The following is a 22545-nucleotide window of genomic DNA, read 5'->3' as shown; positions in this document are numbered from 1 at the left end:
TTACTTAACTGAAACAAGAACTAAAGCAGCGGCTGCAGGAAAGCAAACAGCTTTGGCCAATACTGATAGGTGGCATTTCTACACTTTTCAGGATGGAGCCTGTAATCTTTCTTTGCTGCAGTCGTCTCTTTAGAAAAGCGAGGGCACATGCAACTATCCATAAAGTGCTGTGTCTTTTAAACATCAGCTGATTCCGGGGAAATAAACAGAACATACGACAAAAGATTATGAAAAAAAGAATACTACTCTTTTTACTGGGACAGCTATGCCTTTTCCTGACGCCAGGTTTTACAGCCTCGGCACAGATTCCTGCCTCAGCCAAAGGTCAGATAGCAGGCACACTGACCGATTCGCTTACAGGCAAACCGGTAGCTTATGCCACGGTGGCGCTGTTGCAGCAGGGGAAAGATCAGGCTATCCAAAGTACTTTAAGTGACGGGCAGGGGCAGTTCTCTTTTGGGGAGGTAAGTGAGGGGGAGTACGAACTGGCAATTCGCTTCCTGGGCTATAAAAATAAAAGCATCCGGCAAATAGCCATCTCAGCAACTAGGCAGCAGCAGCAGGTAGGTACTATTGCCCTGGCGCCACAAACGACACAGCTGAAAGAGGTAGAAGTGCAGGCGCTGCGGCCAACCATTACCCACGAAGCAGATAAAATGGTGGTAAGCATAGAAGGTACTGCACTGGCGGCCGGAAGAACTGCCTATGATGTGTTATCGAGGGTACCGGGCGTGTTTGTAGATCAGGATGGCAACATTCAGCTGAATGGCAGGAGTGGCGTAACGGTAATGCTGAACGGCAAACTTACGTATTTATCGGCCAGCGATCTGCGTACCATGCTGGAAGGAATGTCGGCTGAGAATATCAGGAACATTGAGATTATCACCAATCCGTCGGCCAAGTATGATGCCGAAGGCTCTTCCGGTATTCTGAACATCAACTTAAAGAAAAACGACCTGCGCGGCATAAACGGCAGCGTGTATGTTAATTCTACCTACAACTTTAAGCAGGCCGGCTATGCAACGGGCGGAAACATCAACTACAAAAGCGGCAGGTTTAACTCTTTCCTCAGCCTTGACCAGATGAAACGGATTGGGAACCGTGAAGGCACTTTTACGCGTGAATTTTACGGGGAACAAACCACTTATTTCGACCAGGTTGCTGCAGGCAATCACAAGAACCTGGGGCCGCCTACTTTTCGTGCAGGTACCGATTTCGAACTGAATGATAAGCACAGCATCGGGGGTATGGCCAGCCTGAACGACATTACCCTCTGGATGAACTTTAACACCGATACCTATATCGGGGCCGGGCCAGCCCAACCGGAAACGTTTATCGAAGCCGACAATTTTACCAATAACCGCTTTGTGAACCTGACAACCAACCTGCATTATGTGGGTAAGCTCGATACCGCCGGCACCACCCTTTCGGCAGATCTGGATCTTGTGAAAATAGCTAACCGGGGATATTCAGAGTTTAACAACTATACAAGGTACCTGCTTGATCAGCAGCCGGAGAAGCAGGAATTTCTTTACACTGATACCGATAATGGGTTTACCATCTACGCAGCCAAAATAGATTTTACCAGGCCTTTATCGAAGGAGGCTAAATTGGAAGCCGGAGTTAAGGCCAGCCAGGTGGTTTCGGATAACGACTCCCGCTTTTACATTAAAAACGATGACGCACTTACGCTGGACCGGAGCCGAACCAATCATTTTCTTTATGATGAGCGGATTTACGCCGCCTATCTTAATGTGAACGGGAAGCTGGGGGAACGCTATACGGTACAGGCCGGGCTAAGGGCAGAGCAGACAGCTTCCGAAGGAAAATCGCTGACGACAGGGCAGGTAACGGATCGTGAGTATCTGAATTTCTTTCCGAGCATTTTTGTGCAGCAAAAGATCGATGAAAATTACCAGATCAGCTACAGTTACAGCCGGCGCATCCAGCGCCCGAACTATGGCAACCTGAATCCTTTTATCATTTACCGCGATCCGTATACCTATGTACAGGGCAACCCGCAGCTGAGGCCACAGTACACGCAGGCCATCGGGATCACCCAAACCTTTAAAAAAGTGTATAGCCTGGTGTTTAACTACCAGTATGTGCAGGATGTAATGGCCGAACTGCCTGTGCTGGATGTCGAAAATGCCACTACCATTTATACGACCGGCAACGTAGACAACCTGCAGAACATTAGCCTGGCGGCCATTGCTCCGTTTAAAATTTTAAAAAACTGGGATACCAACAATACCCTTACGCTTAACTATAGTGAGTACAGTATGCCGGTGAACGAAGAAAGGGTGGTAAATGCGCAACTGCTTTACATGCTGCAATCGACACACAACATACTGCTGCCAAAAGGTATACAGGTAGAGGCAACGTCGGTGTTCCGTGGTCCGGTAGTATCGGGCCTGTATAAAATTGCACCAATGTGGTGGGTACACCTGGGGCTGCGCAAAAGCTTCCTGGATAAAAAGCTGGACCTGAGCATAAACATGAACGATGTGTTCAGAACGTACAGGATCAGGTTCGATACCCGCATTGGCCGCAACATAAACGATTTCGACCAGTACTTCTATGCCAGGAACCTGGGAATAACCTTGCGCTACAACTTTAGCCGAGGGCAGAAATTTGATTCGAAGCGCCGGAACTCCAATTTAGATGAGGTGAACAGGGCGGGGTAGCGCCGCTGCCATATTAGGTAAGCTTTAGGAAAACCCGGCATTCCTGCAATGATTTGTAGTAAAGTTTTGTTAGAAATTAGCTAGCTTTACTACCTATGGAAATGACAGAAGAAGAGTTTGATCAACAGTTTGCTGCTACCCTGGATACTATTCTGGAAGCCATGGCGGAAAACGCGGAAATAGACGTGCAGAAATTTTACAGCATGACCTGTGTGCTGGAGAACCTGCGCTTCTTCAGCCCGGTGCTCTATGGTGCTATCCGCAAGCAGAAATAAGAAGAATATTAGTGCCTGTTATCTGCTTTACCTTAGCAGCCAACAGGCACTAATATTCTTCTTTGGTCAGTTCAAGCAAAAAAGCATTTAGGATTTGATCCGTTACATCCATTACTTTAAAAAGCAGGTTTTCAATTTTATCTGTAGAAGATCTTGCGTTCGCAAAGCGTTCTATGTTCTTTAAATTCTCTGTTGCTTCCTTTACTTTTATATTGCTGTAGGTAGATTTGAGCCGATGTGCCATTTGAGCTACTGCATCCCATTTCTCCTGCTTAATAGCTGCCCTTATTTCAGATAGCTGATCCGGCACTGTCTCAATAAAGAGCCGCTGCATTTTCTGAATAAACTGAAAATCGTCGGCCAGGCTGCCTAAGCCACTGAAGTCGTACAGTTTATTTCCTTTACCATGAGAAGCCGTGGCAATTGAGGTATAGGCCCTGTTCCTGCCGGTGTTGTCGGCTATAATCTTATGCAGGTCGTTTGTCTGGTAAGGCTTAAAAATACTATAGTTGAAGCCTAAAGACCGAAACTTCTCTGGTTCTTGTTGTATGGTGTTGGCTGTGAAAGCGATAATAGGCGTTTCCTGGTTTGGATTGGGCTCAGACCTCAGGTAGTTGGTAACTTCAATTCCGTCCATCTTGGGCAGTTGAATATCCATCAGAATCAGGTCGTACTTTTTGTCAGTTGCTTTTTTTAGGGCTTCTTCTCCGTCAAAAGCCAGCTCTACCAGCACATCCCAGGCCTCTAAATGAGAGATGGCAATAAGTTGATTCACATGATTGTCTTCGGCCAGCAGCAGGTTTAACCCCTTCAGATCATTCTGGCTTAATACAGCTTCCGGCTGATGCTTCTCTGTATACTGGTTAGAAGTTATATAGGGAATGGTAAAATAGAAGCGGCTGCCTAAGCCGGGCACACTGTCGAACCACAACATTCCCCCCTGTGACTCGATCAGGCGCTTGCATATTTTTAAACCGAATCCGGGGCTGTCGCCGGTATTAGGCGGCTCTTCCTGCAGAAAAAGCGTAGCTGCTTTTTCTTCGTTCATGCCAATGCCGGTGTCCTCCACACAAAATTCTATATAAACGCTGCTTTCGCTTTTCTCTTTGGTTTTAAGGCTTACCGTTATGTTTCCTTCGTAGGTATACTTAATGGCATTATTAATAAGTATGAGCAGAATCTGGCTAAGCCGGAACGGGTCTCCCTGTACCAACAGTTCTTTCGTGTGATTTAGTCTGAACTCCAGCCTGATGCCTTGTTCTTTTGCTTTCGAAATCAGGGCGTTCACTGTGTCGCGAAGAATGGTGACCGGACTGAAGCTGATGAACTCCAGCTCCACCTCATTACTTTTCTCGAGCTCATTGTATTCAAGCGCCTGATTAAGGGTTGCCAGAATATTATCGGTGACAGTTAAAACGGAATTGAGCTTTTCTTCCTGGTATTTTGAGAGATTTGTGTGGCGAATTTGCTTGGCTAGTTCAATGATGGAATAGACGGGAGTTCGAATTTCCCTGCACAAATCAACAAATATCTGCTCTTTCTCCTCCGACAGATCCGAATCGTTCAGGATCTTTTCTTTAAAGTCGGTTATATCGGAAGAAATGGAAAGCAGGTATACAGAACCATCGGTTTGTTGGTAAGCCATTTTTACCGTGTTATACCATTTAAAGCCTCCCGTATCTGACTTATAAAACTCCTGTATGGTAACAGGAACCCCTGACCTGATCACCTCCAGATCCCTTTCATACGAGAAGTCAGATTCACAATAGCCGGTAGTGATTAGTTCGTCAAGCTCAATGGCCTGAACATCGGCATAAGCTTTATTGGCAAAAACAAACTTCCCCTGCTCGTTCTTTAAGTAGATAGGGAATGGATTAACATCAATAAGTTGTCTGAAAAAAATCATGCTAATCTTTGTAATGGGTTAAAGTTAATAAGGGGTAAAGATGTTTGGCATTTAAAGGGAGCAGGTACTATAAAAGGGATCCTCAAAGAGAAGCTCTTTTTGTAGTGTTAGTTATTAATAACAACTTCTTTTTTCCTTATCATGCGATAAATGGTCGACTTACCTATTTTCAGCTTATCCGCAACGCTCAGTACATTGTAGTTGTACTTGTCGAGGTACTTTTGAACCGTATCGGCAATGTATTCGTCCAATGTCTTTTCGTAGGAAAAATTCTGGATCTTTGTTTCTTGTAACTGAATATCCTCCGGTGAGATAGCTTCTTTTTCGCACAGAACGGCTGCCAGTTCCACTATAGCCTTTAATTCACGCACGTTGCCGGGGTAGGAGTGGTTCAGCAGTTTCCGTTGGGCTTCCGGTGAAAGGCGTTTAGGGCTGATGCTGTTCTGGGTATAGTAGTTCTCCAGCAGCTTTTGCGCAATCAGTAAAACATCGTGGCCTCTTTCGCGCAGGGCAGGCAGCTGTATCTTTATACCCAGCAGGCGGTAATATAAGTCCTCTCTGAAATTACCGTTGATCACTTCTTCCATCAGGTTTCGGTGTGTGGCTGTCAGCACCCGTACATCTACAGGAATGGTTGTGTTGGATCCCACCCGTGTAACTTCCCTTTCCTGCAAAACCCTTAAAAGCTTGGCCTGCAGGTTCACGTTCATTTCACCTATCTCATCCAGGAAGATGGTACCACCATTTGCCTCTTCAAACTTTCCGATACGCAAACCTGCGGCCCCTGTAAAGGCTCCCTTTTCGTGGCCGAAGAGTTCACTTTCGAGCAGTTCGTTGGGAATGGCAGAAATGTTTACGGCCACAAAAGGTTTCTTGCACCTGTCAGAATGTTGGTGAATAGCTTTGGCGATCAATTCTTTTCCGGTGCCGGTTTCACCTGTTATTGTTACATTTATAGCGCTTCTGGCTGCTTTCTCTACCAGTTTCGATACTTTCTGCATGGCTTCGGAATTACCGATAATTTCAGTACCTAACGTATACTTTTGCTTTACCTCATTCCGGAGTTCTTCAATTTCCTGCTTTAGCGAAATGTTGTGCTTCACCTTTTCGATGGTGCTCCACAGGCGGCTCTTTGTTTCTTCGTTTTTAACAATATAATCGTAGGCCCCTTCTTTGATCATATTAACGGCTTTGCTGATGTCTTCCTGGCCGGAGATAACCAGCGTATAGGTTTTAGGGCTCAGTTCAACGATTTTACTCAATATCTTTTCCCCTGCGAAGCCCGGTAAGTAATAGTCCAGGGTTACAATATCAGGTAACTCGTGCAGGTTCTTGATAAAGTCTTCAGCCGTGTTAAATACTAATACCTCATGATCGGGATTCAAAGACAGGTGGTAGTGAAGAAACTGGGAGTACCATTGGTCATCTTCTAAAACAAAAATCTTTGTCCGGCATTTAACTGGTGATACTGACATAGGAGAAGTGAAGCTTTATATGATAACTAAACTTTAGTGTTTTAAAACAGATTAATTTATTCTTTTGATTGTTTGTCTGATTCTGGTGTAAAGTTCCTGTGGAATGTAAGGCTTTGTCAGGTAATCGCTGCAACCGTTCATAAGGCAATAGTTTTTCTCTTTTGAGTTTGCATTGCCCGTAAGGGCTATGATTGGTGTTTTGATTTTCAGTTTCTGCATTTCTTTCAGGGCCTGAAAGCCATCCATCACCGGCATTTGTAAGTCTAGCAGAATCAGGTCGTACGATTCGGTTTTTAGCATCTCCAACGCCACATAGCCATTATCTGCTGCTTCAACAGCGGCATTCCATGTGCTGAGAAGCTTGCAGGTGATAACCCTGTTAAAAGCATTATCATCTATCACCAGAATCTTAGAGCCAAATAGATCCGAATGCTGGTCTTCTCTTTGGCTTTGTTCTTCGGTGGAGGCAATGGACAGCTTGGGTCGGTTAAATTTCAGGCGTACCGTAAAAATGGAGCCAAAGCCGGGGCTGCTTTTAAGCTTGATAGTGCCCTTCTGGAGTTTTATAAGTTTATGCGTAATTGCCAGTCCCAGGCCGGTGCCACCATACTGCCTCGAGATGGAGGCATTGGCCTGCGTATAGCTCTCGAAAATATGCTGCTGTAGATGTTCCGGTATACCTATGCCTGTATCGGAAACCACAAACTCCAGCACATAACCCTGATCAGATTGGTAAATAATGTCTACTTTAAGCCTGACGCAACCTCGCGCTGTAAATTTAATGGCATTGCTTAAGAGGTTATTTAATACCTGTGTAAGCTTAGCAGGGTCTCCTTCCAGCAATGCAGGCACTTTATCGTCAATGCACAGATCAAAATTCAGGTGCTTCTCGTTTGCCTGGATAGATAAAGATTGGTGAATCTTCTTTAGCAGGCTCCTGAGCTGGAAGTTTATAGATTCAACCTCAACTTTAGCGGCTTCAATTTTAGAAATATCTAAAATATTATTGATGAGGTTAAGCAGGTTTTGTGAGGAGAAATGAATGGTATTCAGGCTTTCCTTGTGCTCCTGGGGGAGGGTTTCCTCCTGCATCATCAGAAAGCATTGCCCTATAATGGAATTTAAAGGCGTACGCATGTCATGGCTTATAACAGAAAGGCTTTCGGATTTCTGTCTTACGGCCTCTACGGCTTTCACCATTTCAGCTTTTGCCGTTAGTTCAGCTTCTTTTAGTTCTGTTACATTCTGCAGGGTGCCAACTATTTTTACTAATTTGAATTCCTCAAAAACAGGCTTGGCTCTGAACCGGAACCACTTATTAAGTCCGATCGATCCTAGCTCCACCACCTGATCTATTTCATCTGCATCATAAGTCAGAATCTTTTCCCATCGGTTTTGTATCAGGATAGTGTCTTCGGTCTTGAACAAAGAAAACAGCGCTGTTATCCCTTTTAATTCTGTAGCTGCCGTTAAGCCCAGCTGATGGTAAACAGCAGGGCTGCACTTGAATCGCCCTGACACGATCTCCAGTTCCCAGCATCCGATATTAAAAAGTATTTCTGCCTCGCTCCATAAAGAGGGCAGCCCCTCGTTTACAGGAAACTGAGAGGAAGCCGGTAAGCCCCAGGTATCCGTAACGGGCGTCGCAGATACTTTTCCTAAGCCTTTGAAGTAGAGAGGCATTAATTCCTTAGATGTGTAAAACACCGGAATTTTTCTAACCTGTTCTAGGCTTCTGTCAATGATAGAAATAAATGCCTCCTTATTTAGGAGCGGTTTGTACAGGTGCTTCTTTGCAAAAAATGACAGGGCGGAAAGGAAGCGCAGTACAGGTTTTCTGGTTGGCACGTTGCGCTGAGTCAATTCAACCTTGTTTACCAGGTCCGGTGATAGTTCCTGTAGACTGATAGTTGATGTAGAGGTTTTCATGACGTCACTTTCTTTTTCTTTCTTAAATGTTTATAAATGGAGCAGTTTTGTTTCAGCCAAAGTGCAGGTGCTGCTTTCTTAGCGAGTATGCTAATGGCAAACAAGAACCTGAGCTGAGGTACTATAATAGTTTCACTTATTATTTTGTGATTAAAAGAAGGTTTTTATAAGTATATGATATAATGACCCTTAAAATCGCAGTAGCAAAACAAGTATCACCAGTAGCCGCATGTGGGGCGGAATGGGCGTACTTAAAGGAAAGTTATGTTTTCAGGGTAAAGGCTAAAGCCTAAGCAGTATTAGAGGCGTAGCTGGTGTTCAAAGCCAGCATTAAAATCAGTATTTATAACATATATAAGCATTCTTATATAAATTATAACGCTAATATATGGTGTTAATTTATAAAAGCAACTACCTAGTAGTAGGTATTTTTAAAAAAATTATTTATTTAATTCTATATTGAAAAAATAAATATTAAATTAGTGTAAATAAATATTGTATCGATATAAATATAATTTATATATATAGTAATAGCAAGTTAAATTATAATTAATTTTCATCAAGGTTTTACTAAATGTTAGACCTAAAATTATAGCCTCTTCCGTCTGATTTTTAGAATTTAAAACAATATAAAATATATATTGTAAGTTATATATATTATTATTTTAATTATGTATCTGTTTTTGTTGTTGTATTAAGCTTATTTAAAAATAAATTAAAGTAATTTTTAGTCTCTTCTTTTCGTTTGCAGTAACATTTAATTATTATTTAAGTATTCTGAAAGGATTGGTGCCCTAATACGGTTTACTTTAAAGCACTTAAGCATCCTGGTATGCATAGCAATTATAAATATTTTAAAAATATGTGTAATTGGTAGATGTATTTTGTAACAAATAGCGCTATTGTTAGTAATATGGTAAGCTGTTGCATATGCAATCATGTTCATGTGAGTTAAGCCTTCCCAATTAACATCAATAAGCAAAGCCTATGAGAAAGATTTATTCTGAGAGTGTACGGGGAAGTAGTTTTCTCAAATGCTGCCACTATTTTTTTAAAGTGCTAAGGAAGACGGCTTATGTTTATCCTCTTCCCATGACAGAGGAGGGCTCTTTAAATCGAATGGAACAGATTTGGAAGGGCAGTGATAACTCCTTCGCCATGGCGGCCGGTTTCGAGGCCCCATCTTCTAATATGAAAAATCATGCTGCTGCATTGGTAGCGCATCAGAATCATTTAACCCAGGTTAACCCGACCATACAACCAACCGATGCTTTTGTTTCAGGTTCGCTTCCTATCAGTGCGCTGCATTACGTAGGTAAACCTGTACACGCGAAGGCTAACACTTTTACAGATATGCTACCATCGATCCTGGATAATTCTGCAGATATACAATACCTTAAAGTTCATCGTGACACAGCCGGAGCTGCGCCAGCCTTGGAGCAGGGCCATGCATTATGGCTGGAGACAGAGAAAATAGCTAAAATGGGCAGCTGGGGCTTTCGTGTTGATACCCAAACTTTCTCTTGTTCTGAAAACCTCTATGCTATACTGGGTATTTCGGGCGAGAAAGAACTTGAAGGCTTTCATGCCTTGCTGTCAGCAGTAACGGAAATGCATAGAGACCAACTGGTGGAGGCATGGAACACCGTTATAGTAAAGCAGGAAGAACTGGAGCATACGGTGCAGCTAGCCGGCAGCAGAAGCGAAACATGGGTGCGGTTTAAGCTAAAGCCTTGCCACCAGAACGGTACACTCGAGAAAATCATCGGTACGGTGCAGGATGTGTCGGATATAGTTGCAAAAGAAAATAAACTCCTTGCCGAAAAGGAGTATCTAAAGCAGGCGCTACAGGTGAAGTCTGATTTCGTTTCGTTTATGAGCCATGAAATACGCACGCCCCTGAATGCAATAATAGGCTTTTCGCACCTGCTGTTACAGAAAGATCAGACAGAGAGCGAGCACAAGGAAAATCTGCAGGCAATTCATTTCTCTTCTCAAAACCTCCTGGGGCTGATCAATACAACGCTGGAATACTCCAGAATTGAGGCCGGAAAGATAGAACTTGAGCAGGTAAGCTTTAAACTGAAGCATTTGCTTATGGGGGTGCATCGCTCTTTAAGTTTAAGGGCGGCAGAGAAAAACCTCGGCTTTTACCTCAACCTGGATGAAAATATTCCGGAAGAAGTAACAGGCGACCCGACAAGACTTATGCAGATTCTGAATAACCTGTTGAGTAATGCCATTAAATTCACGGAAAGGGGCAAGGTGAGCTTAACGGTGAATGGGGTTTACCAGTCTGATCAGGACTGGGTAATTGAATTCGTGGTTTCTGACACTGGCCCGGGTATACCGGCAGAACGGCAGCAACAGGTGTTCGAAAGCTTTGTACAGGCAAGTGCCTCTACGCACAGGCTGTATGGGGGCACAGGTCTTGGGTTGGCAATTACCAGGAAGCTCGTTGATCTCCATAAAGGGCATATTCAGCTGGAAAGTAATCCCGGCGAAGGTTCCACATTTAAGGTGCTGCTAAAGTATAAGAAATCTTTTGCTATACAGCCCTTGCTACCACAGGAGGCAGAAGAAACAGGTGCAGGACTCTCTGCCTTACGCCATGCGAAAGTACTGCTCGTGGATGACAACATCTCTAATACAACTCTGGCCAGCAAATTACTGACCAGCTGGAAATCTGATGTAGTAATTGCTGAAAATGGCCTGGAAGCCTTAGATAAAGCATCTGCTGCTGATTTTGATCTTGTGCTTATGGATTTGCATATGCCCGTTATGAACGGCTATGATGCCATTAGTGAGCTTAGGCAAAGAGGCTACCAGGGCGCTGTTGTTGCCTTTACAGCTAATTACGATGATGCTGAAAAGGAAAATGTACTGGCTATTGGTGCAAACGATTATCTGACTAAACCTTTTGTTCCGCATGAATTATATAACAGGTTGTCCAGCCTTCTTGCCAGGACGCCTGTAGTATAGATTTCGCCATACTACACGTACAGCAGTCATTCGCTATAGTAATAGAGAATGACTGCTGTACCTCTACGCACCCTAAACCCTGACTTAATTTTCTTTCTACTGAAAACATTCTTTAAAAGTAATTTAAACAGGTAGCAGGTTTCAAATGGAATTTACTAGACAAGTAATAGATGCCAACCCTTATCCTATGTACATCAAGGATAAGGATGGAAATTTAGTGATCGCCAATGCAGCATATATGGCTTTGCACCGGCGTAGCGCTGCCTCGCTTCTGCAGGATGGCAGACCAGTGTTCGATTATGCATCTGACAGAGATCTGGAAATAATTGCAACTGGAAGTGAGGTTGGATTTGAGGAATTTTATAAGCTGCTGGATGGAAGCGAGCTGTGGTTCTACACCGTAAAAAGTCCTTTTAAGAGCACCGATGGCAGCTTTTACCTCTTGTCGGTTTCTTCAGATATAACTTCTCTGAAATCCTGTATAGGTACTTCGGACCAGGCAGGTGCCAGAGAGGCTTCCGGTGGCGAAATGTACAGGCCTGATACTACTGAGCTGAGATTGCTGAGCACTGAAGCCAATCTGTATGATTACACCAATTTAGGAGTACTGGCAGACGACCCTGTTTTTGTGCGGAAGATGCAGCAACTGTTTATAGATACTGTTCCCGGCTTATTGGATGAGCTGAAAAGTGCCTGTGCTGCTAAAGAATGGAGTGTTTTAGCGCATATATCGCACCGCCTTAAATCTACTTTCGGTAATTTAAATATGCTCGAACCCGTAGAGGCCATGAAGGAAATTGAGAAAACAGCCAGAACAAAACAGGAGTCCGGCTTTGAGAGAATCCCTGACCTGATCAGTATTACCTCTGATATCACTGAAAAAGTAATTAATATCTTTAAGAGAAACCTGCAATCATAAAAACTATTTGCCCTTCCGGAACCATAGGGCGACTCTTCCACTACTGCAAAAAGGCGTTTTGTAGAGCGAAAATTCTGTAAAACCGACCAAAACCGACCTAAACGTGTATAGCTGAGATTGACCTTTAATGCACCTTTAAAGTTTTTAAAACTTTTGTAACGCTGTTTACTAGTTAATACTACCTAATTCCAGCGACTTTTTAAAAGTTACTGGAACAGCAAAACCGGTATAACATCCGGCGTTTTTACTGATGCCGCATTGCTTCTTAAGGTTAAAAAGCAAGTAATCACATGAAAAATTATATAACTGTTTTCTTTAACCTTGTATTGTGTGTATTCTTAGTATATATAGGATTTAACATAGTTTGTTAAATAGGAATAACGTGAGTGGTTACTTAGTCTTTTTTAGAAAAGTTCAATTCTGCTGCCTGAGATGCATAATAGGTGCATTTATATGAATACATATTGGAACTGCGTCTTATACCTATTTTTATAATTTATATCATTTTGTTTTTAAAAAAGTATAACAAATATCCAATATAACAAGTATTCATTAAAACTTATAAAATTTATAGTGTTTGTCTAATATAGTTTAATTCCAATTTTTATGAAGAAGAAACTGAAGCTTTTGGTCGTTGACGATGAGCCTTCTATAGGTCTGTTTCTTGAGCACTATTTTTCGAAAGATTATGATGTAGTAGTGAAACTTAACGGATTCGAGGCGATTGCCTGGCTACAACAAGGCAATATCACAGATGGTATTGTAGCAGATTATGAAATGCCGCTTATGAACGGGCTTGATTTTGTAAAGCAGCTAAGGGCCAGTAATCTTTATAAAGACATACCGTTGGTGATGCTGTCTGGTATTGACCAGACGAGCAATAAGATCATGTGCCTGAAAAGCGGTGCCGACGATTATATGGTAAAACCTTTTAATCCGGAGGAACTCGATATCAGAATCAAGAACATGCTGAAGAGGGTAAACATATAAGTTGAGTATGAGGAAGAAAATAGCCTATCTTACACCAGATTCTCAGGAAGCAATGGCTTTTGAGCTGGAGTTTATGAAAGAATTGGAAGTAGAGCATTTCGACAACCCGGCATATTTCCTGTCGTGGCTGGAAGAAGGTGGAAAGTGCGATGCTATCCTAAATTCCTCAAATCCTAATTCACCGCTTGGTCTTAACCTGATCAGGGCTATGAAGGGTGGCACAAGGGGAATGATACCGGTGTATTGGCTTACGCCAAAGCCCTTTTCGCCCCGGGTACAGACATTGTTTCTGCAGGCAGGGGTTTCGGATGTGTTTCTGTTCAGTCCGGAAGACCAGGAAAAACTGTTGATGCGCCTGAAATTCTCATCGCCACAAACAGAGAACCGTGTTGCCCAAAGCCTGGCAATGAGCTACTCCTTTAAGATGCCTACTTCCAAAAGGGTGTTTGATGTAGTGTTTGCTGCCCTGGCTTTAATATGCCTGTTGCCTTTGTTTTTACTGGTGGCCCTGCTGATCAGGCTGGAGTCGAAAGGGCCTGTCTTTTATTATTCTTACAGGGTAGGAGCGGGCTATAAAATTTTTAAGTTCTGGAAGTTCAGGTCTATGCGGCAGGATGCTGATAAGCTTTTGTCGTCTATGAAGAACCTGAACCAGTATCAGAAAAACGCTGGAGGGGGAGAAAGAGTGACTACACGGGCTTCTAGCCTGTGTGCGAGTTGTGCTGCTACCGGCACAGAATGCCAGCGTAAGCTGATCGATAGCAACGGAAGCCCGATTTGCGAAGACCTGTTTCAGCAAACAACCAGGGCAAAAAGTGGTGCTGCCTTTATAAAGATTGCCAATGATCCGCGTATTACCCGTATCGGCTCTTTTATTCGCAATACCAGTATAGATGAGCTTCCGCAGCTTTACAATGTGCTGCGCGGCGATATGTCTTTAGTAGGCAACAGACCTCTTCCGCTTTATGAAGCAGAGAAGATAACAACCGATCAGTTTACTGCCAGGTTTATTGCACCGGCTGGAATAACCGGTTTATGGCAGGTGAGCAAACGTGGCAAAGGCGATATGTCTGAAGAAGAGCGCAAAGCGCTGGATGTACAGTACGCCGAGAGCTTTTCCTTTAAAAAGGACCTGCAAATCATACTTAAAACATTTCCTGCTCTATTTCAAAAAGAAAACGTCTGATGAAGAAAACCCTACTTTACCTGTTATTTATTTTCCACATGCCGTTAGCGTTTGGGCAAACACAGCCTCAAACTCAAACTACATCTCCAACTCAGACAAAGCAAGATCCTAACTGGCAGGTGAGATTATTTACGCAGCATATAGCCCTTCCAAAGCTTATAGATGCTGCCATTAAGCGTTCGGCCGAGGTAAAAGTGCTTGAAACGGAGAAGCAGATTGCTGTGGAAGATCTGAAGCTAACCAAGAAAAACATCTTTAGCGCGGTTTCCCTCGTATCGGGCTACAATTACGGCACGCTTCCCTACTTTGGCACCAATCAGGCAGAAGTAAACCAGATAAACGCCTTTGCCCTGGATGCCCGGGCGCAGTATACGGTTGGCGTTAATATAAATCTCCCGCTGGATGTGGCTTTAGGTAGACGCACTTCGGGAAGCTCGGTGCTCCGGCAGAAGTTAATGTTACAGCAGGCCGAAGCTTCTAAAGGAGTACAGGAAGATAAGATCAGGCAGGACGTCATAAAGCTGTACCAGGAGCTGGTGCTGGCTAAATCTGTTCTGCAACACTACCAGGACGCCCTGCAGTCGGCAGATATCACCAAGAAAATAACAGAGAAGCAATTCAGAGACGGCAATGTGAAGTTTGAAGAACAACTGGCCGCCATTAAGTTCTACAACGAAGCTGTGCTGGAGCAGGAGGAGGCAAAAAACGCTTACCAGACGGCACTGCTTCTGATGGAGGAGATGATAGGAATGACATTGAATGAATTAATGAATCAATAGCAAATGAATTTAAGAGAACTTATCCAGCTTTTGCGCCTTCACTGGCTGCTGCTTTTAACCATTCCGGTGGTAACGGCAGTGTCTGTCTTTCTTTTCGCCCGAAGCCAGGACAAAAAATATACTTCAGACACGGTTTTATATACTGGTATTTCAACCGGCTATAAAATTGACGGCGATAATAACAGTGCCGGAGGTGGCTGGAATGAAACCAATACAGCCTTCGATAACCTGAATGCTTTAATTAATTCGAGAGATACGAAGGTGGAGGTTGCACTCCGCCTGCTGGCTTTTCACCTAACTTCCGGTGAGGTTGATCCGAACAGCTGGAAATATGAATTAGGGGATGCCAACGACAGCTCAAAAGACAAATCGCTCCGAGAGAAGCTTAGCGGCTACTTTAAGTTTAATTTTTCTTCTGCAGATGACTCTACCAGGAAGGTAATTCTTCCGGCTTCCCTTAAAACCAAGCTGAAAGGTGCAACGCTGGAAGAAACCACTCAGAAGGTGATGGCCTACTATAATTCCAGCAACAAAAATGCGCTGTACCGTCTTGTGAACTCCGAGCACCCGGTATATTCCGAAGATGCTTTGTCGACGGTAGCATCCAGCCGCATTAAAGACAGTGACTTGCTACGGATAGAGTATGCTACCGTAGATCCTGTTGTTTGCCGCAAAACCCTGGAGATTTTAACCAATGTGTTCATCAGAAAGCACAAAGAACTGTATGCAGGGCAAAACGAAACTGTAATCGGCTACTTTGATGAGGCTACCCAGAAATCGTACGACAGGCTGCAGGCTGCTGAACAAAAGCTACTCGAGTTTCAGAAGGTAAACAATATTGTAGACTACGATAAGCAGATTGTTGCTTCTACGGAAGACAAGCAGGCTGCCCTCGAGCGATACGATGACCTTGAAATGCGCTATGCCGGTGCGGCATCTGCCTTGCGTTCGCTGGAAAGCCGCTTAAACACCAGGGGAGCATCTAACCTGAAAAGCCAGGAGATTATCCGCCTGCGTAGCAGGTTGTCTGACCTGACCAGCCAGATTACAGAGCTGGAAATGCTGGCAGACAGCAAGTCGAGAGCTGAGAATGCCGGCCGGTTGGCCCGTATGAAGCAGGAAGCCAATAAAGTTTCCGAGGATATAAAAGAAACGATTGATTCTTATTACGCCAGCTCTAACTCCGTTGAAGGAGCCAACAGCAGTAACAGCCTGTTGGATGAGTATGCCAAAAATATGATTCTGGTGGAGGAGCTGAAAGGCCAGCTCAACATCATGCGAAATCAGAAAAACACTTATTTAGGACAGTATAATAAGCTGGTGCCGCTCGGAGCCGAAATCAGGAAGATTAAGCGTGAGATCGAGATTGCAGAACAGGAATATCTGTCGCAGGTTGAGGGTGCAAAGCAAAGCAGGCTTTCAGAGCAAAATGCAGAACTGGCTTCGCTGCTTAAAGTAGTAGACCCGCCTTACCTGCCGATTAAGCCGGAAAGATCGAAACTGCTGTTCCTGATCCTGGGTGGTTTTCTGGGGGCTTTCTTTGTAACGGCCGGTGGGCTGGTAGCAACCGATATGTTGAACACAGCACTGAAAAAGCCTGCTCTGGCATCTAGAATAACGCATTATCCTGTTATAGGTATCATGCCGAAAACAGACGGACTGAAAGAGCAGCAACTGCTCGATGTAAAGCGGGCAGAAGAACAGCTTAGCCGCCAGCTCCTGCTGAAGTCGCGCGAAAAGAAAGAAGAAGGACCGTTTGTGGTAGGCGTGTTGAGCAGCCTGAGCGGGGAAGGTAAAAGTGCCGTATGCAGTTCTTTGGCAAACAGCCTGCACGCAATGGGAGTGCAGTCGCACATTCTGTTCCCGGATACGCATGAGCGACTGATCGAAGAAAAAAACAGGAATGTTTCCTTCTACTCTCCTCTGGTAGGGGTTTCCGATGATATTTCTGTCAATGAACTCATCAACAGGCGCATCAACAGCAAAACGGTTGTGATCATAGAGTTTCCGGCTGTGCTGGAGAATGCGTACCCGGTATCGTTGCTGCAGCAACTGGATTTAGCGCTGGTTACTGCAGATGCCAACCGTACCTGGGAAATGGCCGACCGCAATATTTATAAGAACATGCAGAAGGTGATGACGGCTCCTATTGAAGTGGTGCTTAGCTCTGTTTTGCCGGAATATGTGTCAGAATTTATAGGTACACGTGTAAAAGCATCTGGCAAGAAAAGAGAACTGCTTAACCTTCCGCCGCACCCTGAACAAGCCTTGTTAAATCCTTGATTACATTATTTTCTAACCTGCGTTAGCATGAGATTCACCCTTAGTTCCTCTTACTCACAATACAAGGTATGGTACCTGCTGGCAGGTAGTATAGCTGCTATTGTAATAGGCTGGTCTATCGCTCAGGTTGGCTTTCTGGTACCTGCTTTGCTGGTGGCAATGGCCATTTCCATACCCTTTGTGATCTCTGTTTTCAACCAGCCCAGGCTGGGCTTTATTACCCTGGTAGCGTATTGTTTCCTGTTTTTTATAATTGCGCGGGAAATTCCAAGCTTTCCGTTTGGTATAGTTATCGATTTGCTGCTGGTGACATTATGGGTAGCCGTTATATTTAACCACCATAAGTTTAACTGGAAAAATATCCGCAACGACCTGTGCCTGCTAACGCTGATCTGGTTCGGCTTTAATCTGCTGCAGATAGCGAATCCGGCTGGTGCCAGTATACTGGGCTGGGTGCAGGAATCCAGGAGCAGCGCCTTTTACTGGGCATTTACAGTGCCGCTGGGGTTTCTTTTGTTCAATAAAAAAGCAGACCTGAACCTGTTCCTGTACCTGATTATCGGCTTGTCGGTATTGGGTGCTATAAATGGGCTAAAGCAGCTCCATATTGGCATGACACCCGGTGAGCAGGAGTTCCTGCTGGCGAATGCCAAAACGCACCTGATCTGGGGCAAACTAAGGGTGTTTTCCTTTTACAGCGATGCCGGACAGTTTGGTGCTTCACAGGCGCATATAGCGCTTATAGCCATTATACTGGCCTTCGGACCATTTGCTACCTGGAAAAGAGTGCTACTGCTGATGGCTGCGGGAATTCTAATCACGGGCATGTTTATTTCCGGCACGCGCGGAGCTCTTTTTGCCCTGGCGGTGGGAATAGCCTTTTCCCTGCTGATCAGCAAAAACATCAAGGTGTTTATTTTAGGTTCTGCTATTGCGTTGGGTGGTTTTTTCGTGTTAAAGTATACCCACATCGGCGATAGTAACTACAACATCTACCGCATGCGCACGGCCCTGGATCCGCAGGACGCTTCTTTGAATGTAAGGCTAACGAACCAGAAAATACTGCGGGATTACCTGGCCTCCCGTCCGTTCGGCGGAGGCGTGGGTGTGCTTGGTGCATGGGGTAATAAATATAATAGCGATAAGTTTCTCTCTACCATTCCGCCCGATAGTTACTGGGTAAAAGTGTGGGCCATGTACGGCATTGTAGGATTTATCATCTGGTTTGGAATTATGTTATACATCCTGGGGAAATGCTGTGGCATTGTCTGGAACATACAGGATAAGAGCTTAAAAATAAAGCTCCTGGCACTAACCTCAGGGGCTGCGGGAATACTTTTTTGTAGCTACGGAAATGAGGTGATCAATTTCATGCCCTCTTCAATTGTGGTATATATCTCGTGGGTTTTCGTATACCTCGGCCCGAAATTAGACTCAAAAGTTTCACCTTCAGAATTACCGGAATCTTATGCCTAAACCATTAGTGTCTATTGTATCCATCAACTACAACCAGGCGCAGGTAACCTGTGAAATGGTGTTCTCCTTACGAAAGATCACTTACCCTAACATAGAAATAATTGTGGTGGATAATGCTTCTCCTTCCGAAGCTCCCGATCTAATTGAAGAGCAGTGCCCGGAGGTAAAGCTGATCAGGTCTTCAGTTAACCTGGGCTATGCAGGAGGAAACAATTTAGGGGTGATGCAGGCAAAAGGAGAGTATATTCTTTTCCTGAACAACGATACAGAAGTGGAGCCCGGCTTCCTGGAGCCGTTGGTTGACTTGTTCGAGCATAATGCCAAAGCCGGTGTAGCGTCACCTAAAATCATTTATCACAACACCGATAGCATGATCCAGTATGCCGGTTCGCATGGCATTAACGCCTGGACCGGACGCAGCATAACCATTGGCCAGTTCGAAAAAGACAAAGGGCAGCATAACGTTTCCAGGGCAACAGCGCTTGCCGACGGAGCCGCCATGATGGTGCCTATGCGGGTGATACAGCAGGTAGGCCTGATGCCGGAGCTATACTTTCTGTATTACGAAGAGCTGGACTGGTGCGAGATAATGAAACGTGCCGGTTACAGTTGCCATTACGTAGCCGACTCTACCATATACCATAAAGAATCTGTTTCTGTAGGCAAATTTTCTGTGCTGAAAACTTATTACATGAACAGAAACCGTTTATTGTTCATCCGAAGGAACATGAGTGGCTGGAAACGCTGGAGCAGCGCATTGGTCTTTCTGCTGGCTGCTTTGCCTAAAAAGGTTCTGACCCATGGCGCCCGGCAGGAATGGAAACACCTGAAGGCTTTACAGCAAGGCCTGTGGTGGCACCTGGCCAACAACGCTGCCTGCGAACCCAAAAAACTGAAGCCAACCCAACCCTCTGTTTCAGAAGAGTTGGCACTTAATCAACTGTAAACTTATACGCTGTTAACTATATGCAAATTATAGTATCCATTTTAAATGTAGCCCTTTATGGAGTGGCGGTTTATCTGCTGCTGAACTGCTGTTACCTGTTGTTTTTTGCTTTAGCCGGGCATATTAAAAGAAAGCCCTTTCCTAAACTGGCAGCTGTAACTGCTTATCGTAAATTCTGTATTCTGATACCTGCCTATAAAGAGGATGTGGTGGTGCTGGAGTCTAGCCGCGCCGCCGTGGAACATGCTTATCGTGGAGTGGCGGATGTGTTTGTGATAGCTGACGGGTTAAAGGCTTCCACCATTCAGAAGCTGCAGGAACAGGGGGCCGGCGTTATTGAAGTTAACTTCGAGCGCAGCACCAAAGGCAAGGCTATGTTGCATGCTCTCAGCGTACTGCCTGCCGATGAATATGATGTAGCGCTGGTGCTGGATGTCGACAATATGATGAGCGACCAGCTGCTGGAGGAAATAAACCTGGCCTACGAAGCAGGCTACAAAGTGGTGCAGGCTCACCGTACAGCAAAAAACAAAGACACTGCTTTCGCTTACCTCGACACCTGTAATGAAGAAATCAATAATCACATCTACCGCAAAGGGCATTTTGCGGTGGGGCTGTCATCTGCTTTAATAGGTTCGGGAATGGCTTTCGACTATTCTTACCTGAAAAAGCTGTTAACAGGCATAGGCGAAACAGTTGGAGAAGACAAAGAACTTGATTTCCGGATTGCCCGCGATCAGGTGAAAATCTGCTACCTGAACGAGACGTATGTGTACGATGAGAAAATCGAGAACGCCAAAGTGTTTACCCAGCAACGTACCCGTTGGATAGCCGCGCAACTGGAGTTCATGAAAAAGTATGCAGGAGAGGGTTTTGTACAGCTGTTCAAATTCGGAAACTTTGAGTTCTTTAACAAAGTAATGCAGGCTTTCCTGGTGCCCCGCATGTTGCTGATCGGGGTGTTGGGCATCTTTTTCCTGTTTTCTTTCCTAATCCCTTTTGGCCCCCCGACAAGCTTCTGGTTTAGCTTATTAGCGCTGTTAAGCGCTACACTGTTTATTTCTTTGCCAGCGCGACTATACAGCAAAGACCTGCTAAAGGCAATGGTCCGGCTTCCGTACGCTGTTTTGTGCATGTGCATCGCCTTGTTTAGAATCAATAAAACCAAAGCTTCGTTCTTGCCGACTCCGCATAAAACTAAAACTGTATCACCGTCACTAAATAATTAACAGCCACTATGCCTTTTGAGATCATCCTTTTGCCGGCGGTTGTTTGCTTTGTGTTGGGAATCATGAACGGGCTGAAGGCCGGTAAACAGCAGAAATAATTTTGTGAAGCCAAGCTCACACCATTTGCCAGCGGTAATTGAGTAACCTGATCCGGCCTATCTTTTTCTGATCGGAAAGTCGGGCAGTGCAGACAGGTAACTCAGTCGAATACAAGTATTTTAATTACGAACTATGTACACTTTAAAAATTGCGTTTTGGATTGCCTTTGGAGTAGCATGCTATACCTATGTAGGTTACGCCCTTGTGGTATGGCTGTGGGCCAAAAGTAAGAACAGATTTCGGAAAGAGGTTTCCGTAAAAGGCTTTGAGCCAGATGTTACCCTTGTTGTGCCTGCTTACAACGAAGCCGACATTTTAGAGCAGAAAATTGAGAATTGCCTGATGCTGGATTATCCGGCTGATAAACTGAAAATAGTTTTTATAACAGATGGCTCTACCGATCATTCGGCAAAGGTGCTGGCCCAATATCCGGAGGTGCAGCACTTGCACGTGCAGCAGCGAGGAGGTAAATCCTTGGCTGAAAACCGGGCCATGAGTTTCGTAAAAACACCTTACGTGATCTTTACAGACTGCAACTCCTACCTCAATAAAGAGGCTGTGCGTGAAATTGTAAAGCATTACCAGGATGCCGGGGTAGGTGCAGTTTCCGGTGAGAAAAAAATATTTTCCATGGACTCTGCCTCGGGTTCCGGCGAAGGGCTGTACTGGAAATACGAATCATTTCTGAAGCGCTGCGATTCTGAAATTTATAGTCTGATGGGTGCTGCAGGAGAGTTGGTTTCTTTCCGTTCGGAGCTGTTTCAGCCTTTGGAAGAAGATACCATTCTGGATGATTTTGTGCAATCGCTGCGCATTGTTGAGAAGGGTTACAGGGTAATTTATGAGCCCAAGGCCTATGCCATGGAAGCTCCCTCTGCTTCGCTGGCAGAGGAAATGAAACGAAAAATAAGGATCTGTGCCGGAGGCTGGCAGTCGATGGTTCGGCTGGCTTCGCTGCTCAACCCGCTGAAACAGCCTGTGGTAACTTTCCTGTATGTATCGCATCGTGTGCTGCGCTGGAGCTTAACGCCTTTGTTTCTGGCTCTGATGATTCCGCTCAGCCTGATCTTATCCTGGATGGAAGGGGGCATCTATACACTTGCGTTTCTGCTGCAGGCTTTGCTTTACCTAAGTGCCGCTATTGGGTGGCAGGCAGAAGCTAACGGAAAGAAAATAAAGCTCCTGCTGGTTCCGCTATACTTTACTATGATGAATGTGGCCGTATTTGTCGGGTTTAGAAGGTATATCAGAAATGCACAGCCGGCTGCCTGGGAAAAGGCAAGCAGAAACCAGGAAGTGGAAAGTAGCCTGAACATAAACAGAGCTTGATTTAAAACAGGCCATGTGCCTTTGCAAAGGTACACATGGTCGGATAAGTCGTAAG

General features: G+C 44.7%; 15 protein-coding genes. 12 read left to right on the top strand and 3 right to left on the bottom strand.

All coding sequences use genetic code 11. The annotated features are described in order from the left end of the window. Positions 1-227 precede the first annotated feature (227 nt). Both C1N53_RS09165 and C1N53_RS09160 read left to right on the top strand, forming a co-directional pair. A complete protein-coding gene (locus C1N53_RS09165; protein WP_137759016.1) occupies positions 228-2687 on the top strand; it encodes an outer membrane beta-barrel family protein in 2460 nt (819 codons plus the stop codon). A gap of 95 nt (positions 2688-2782) precedes the next feature. Continuing rightward, complete coding sequence (locus tag C1N53_RS09160) at positions 2783-2962, top strand: hypothetical protein (protein WP_137759015.1); 180 nt, start codon at positions 2783-2785, stop codon at positions 2960-2962. A gap of 49 nt (positions 2963-3011) precedes the next feature. On the opposite strand, the gene C1N53_RS09155 is transcribed toward C1N53_RS09160, so the two are convergent. From C1N53_RS09155 to C1N53_RS09145, 3 genes are all read right to left on the bottom strand, one after another. Next, complete coding sequence (locus tag C1N53_RS09155; protein WP_137759014.1) at positions 3012-4868, bottom strand: response regulator; 1857 nt, start codon at positions 4866-4868, stop codon at positions 3012-3014. 107 nt (positions 4869-4975) lie between these two features. Beyond that, positions 4976-6343 (bottom strand): sigma-54 dependent transcriptional regulator, encoded by a 1368-nt coding sequence (locus C1N53_RS09150; RefSeq protein WP_137759013.1) that lies wholly within the window; start codon positions 6341-6343, stop codon positions 4976-4978. A 51-nt stretch (positions 6344-6394) separates the two neighbouring features. After that, positions 6395-8272: an ATP-binding protein gene (locus tag C1N53_RS09145; protein ID WP_137759012.1), complete on the bottom strand. Its 1878-nt coding sequence runs from the start codon at positions 8270-8272 to the stop codon at positions 6395-6397. Between the two features lie 1119 nt (positions 8273-9391). Here C1N53_RS09145 and C1N53_RS09140 point away from each other — a divergent pair. The 10 genes from C1N53_RS09140 to C1N53_RS09095 all read left to right on the top strand — a co-directional run bounded on the left by C1N53_RS09140 (position 9392) and on the right by C1N53_RS09095 (position 22490). Next, a complete protein-coding gene (locus tag C1N53_RS09140) occupies positions 9392-11254 on the top strand; it encodes an ATP-binding protein (protein ID WP_168193997.1) in 1863 nt (620 codons plus the stop codon). Between the two features lie 145 nt (positions 11255-11399). Further along, positions 11400-12173: an Hpt domain-containing protein gene (locus C1N53_RS09135; RefSeq protein WP_137759010.1), complete on the top strand. Its 774-nt coding sequence runs from the start codon at positions 11400-11402 to the stop codon at positions 12171-12173. A 606-nt stretch (positions 12174-12779) separates the two neighbouring features. Beyond that, a complete protein-coding gene (locus C1N53_RS09130) occupies positions 12780-13163 on the top strand; it encodes a response regulator transcription factor (RefSeq protein WP_137759009.1) in 384 nt (127 codons plus the stop codon). Positions 13164-13170: 7 nt separating this feature from the next. Next, entirely contained in the window at positions 13171-14349 is a 1179-nt protein-coding gene (locus C1N53_RS22925; protein WP_137759008.1) for a sugar transferase, read from the top strand. Further along, the gene (locus C1N53_RS09120; protein ID WP_137759007.1) at positions 14349-15128 is read left to right on the top strand and encodes a TolC family protein; all 780 of its coding nucleotides are present in this window, start codon (positions 14349-14351) and stop codon (positions 15126-15128) included. The genes C1N53_RS22925 and C1N53_RS09120 overlap by 1 nt, the downstream gene beginning before the upstream one ends. A 3-nt stretch (positions 15129-15131) precedes the next feature. Next, positions 15132-17411 carry a hypothetical protein gene (locus C1N53_RS09115; protein ID WP_137759006.1) on the top strand — a complete coding sequence of 760 codons (2280 nt, stop codon included), beginning with the start codon at positions 15132-15134 and terminating at the stop codon, positions 17409-17411. A gap of 27 nt (positions 17412-17438) precedes the next feature. Next, on the top strand, positions 17439-18887 hold the full coding sequence (locus C1N53_RS09110) for an O-antigen ligase (RefSeq protein WP_137759005.1): 1449 nt from the start codon (positions 17439-17441) through the stop codon (positions 18885-18887). Then, positions 18880-19833 (top strand): glycosyltransferase family 2 protein, encoded by a 954-nt coding sequence (locus C1N53_RS09105; RefSeq protein WP_137759004.1) that lies wholly within the window; start codon positions 18880-18882, stop codon positions 19831-19833. The genes C1N53_RS09110 and C1N53_RS09105 overlap by 8 nt, the downstream gene beginning before the upstream one ends. A gap of 20 nt (positions 19834-19853) precedes the next feature. Continuing rightward, positions 19854-21062, top strand: coding sequence for a glycosyltransferase family 2 protein (locus C1N53_RS09100; protein ID WP_137759003.1), 1209 nt, complete (start codon positions 19854-19856; stop codon positions 21060-21062). 231 nt (positions 21063-21293) lie between these two features. Next, positions 21294-22490, top strand: a complete 1197-nt coding sequence (locus C1N53_RS09095) for a glycosyltransferase family 2 protein (RefSeq protein ID WP_137759002.1) — start codon at positions 21294-21296, stop codon at positions 22488-22490. Positions 22491-22545: the final 55 nt, after the last annotated feature.

This window comes from Pontibacter sp. SGAir0037 (genome assembly GCF_005491705.1).
Taxonomy (GTDB): Bacteria; Bacteroidota; Bacteroidia; order Cytophagales; family Hymenobacteraceae; genus Pontibacter.
The sequence above is the reverse complement of the archived record's forward strand: the minus strand, read 5'-3'. Positions and strand labels throughout refer to the sequence as shown.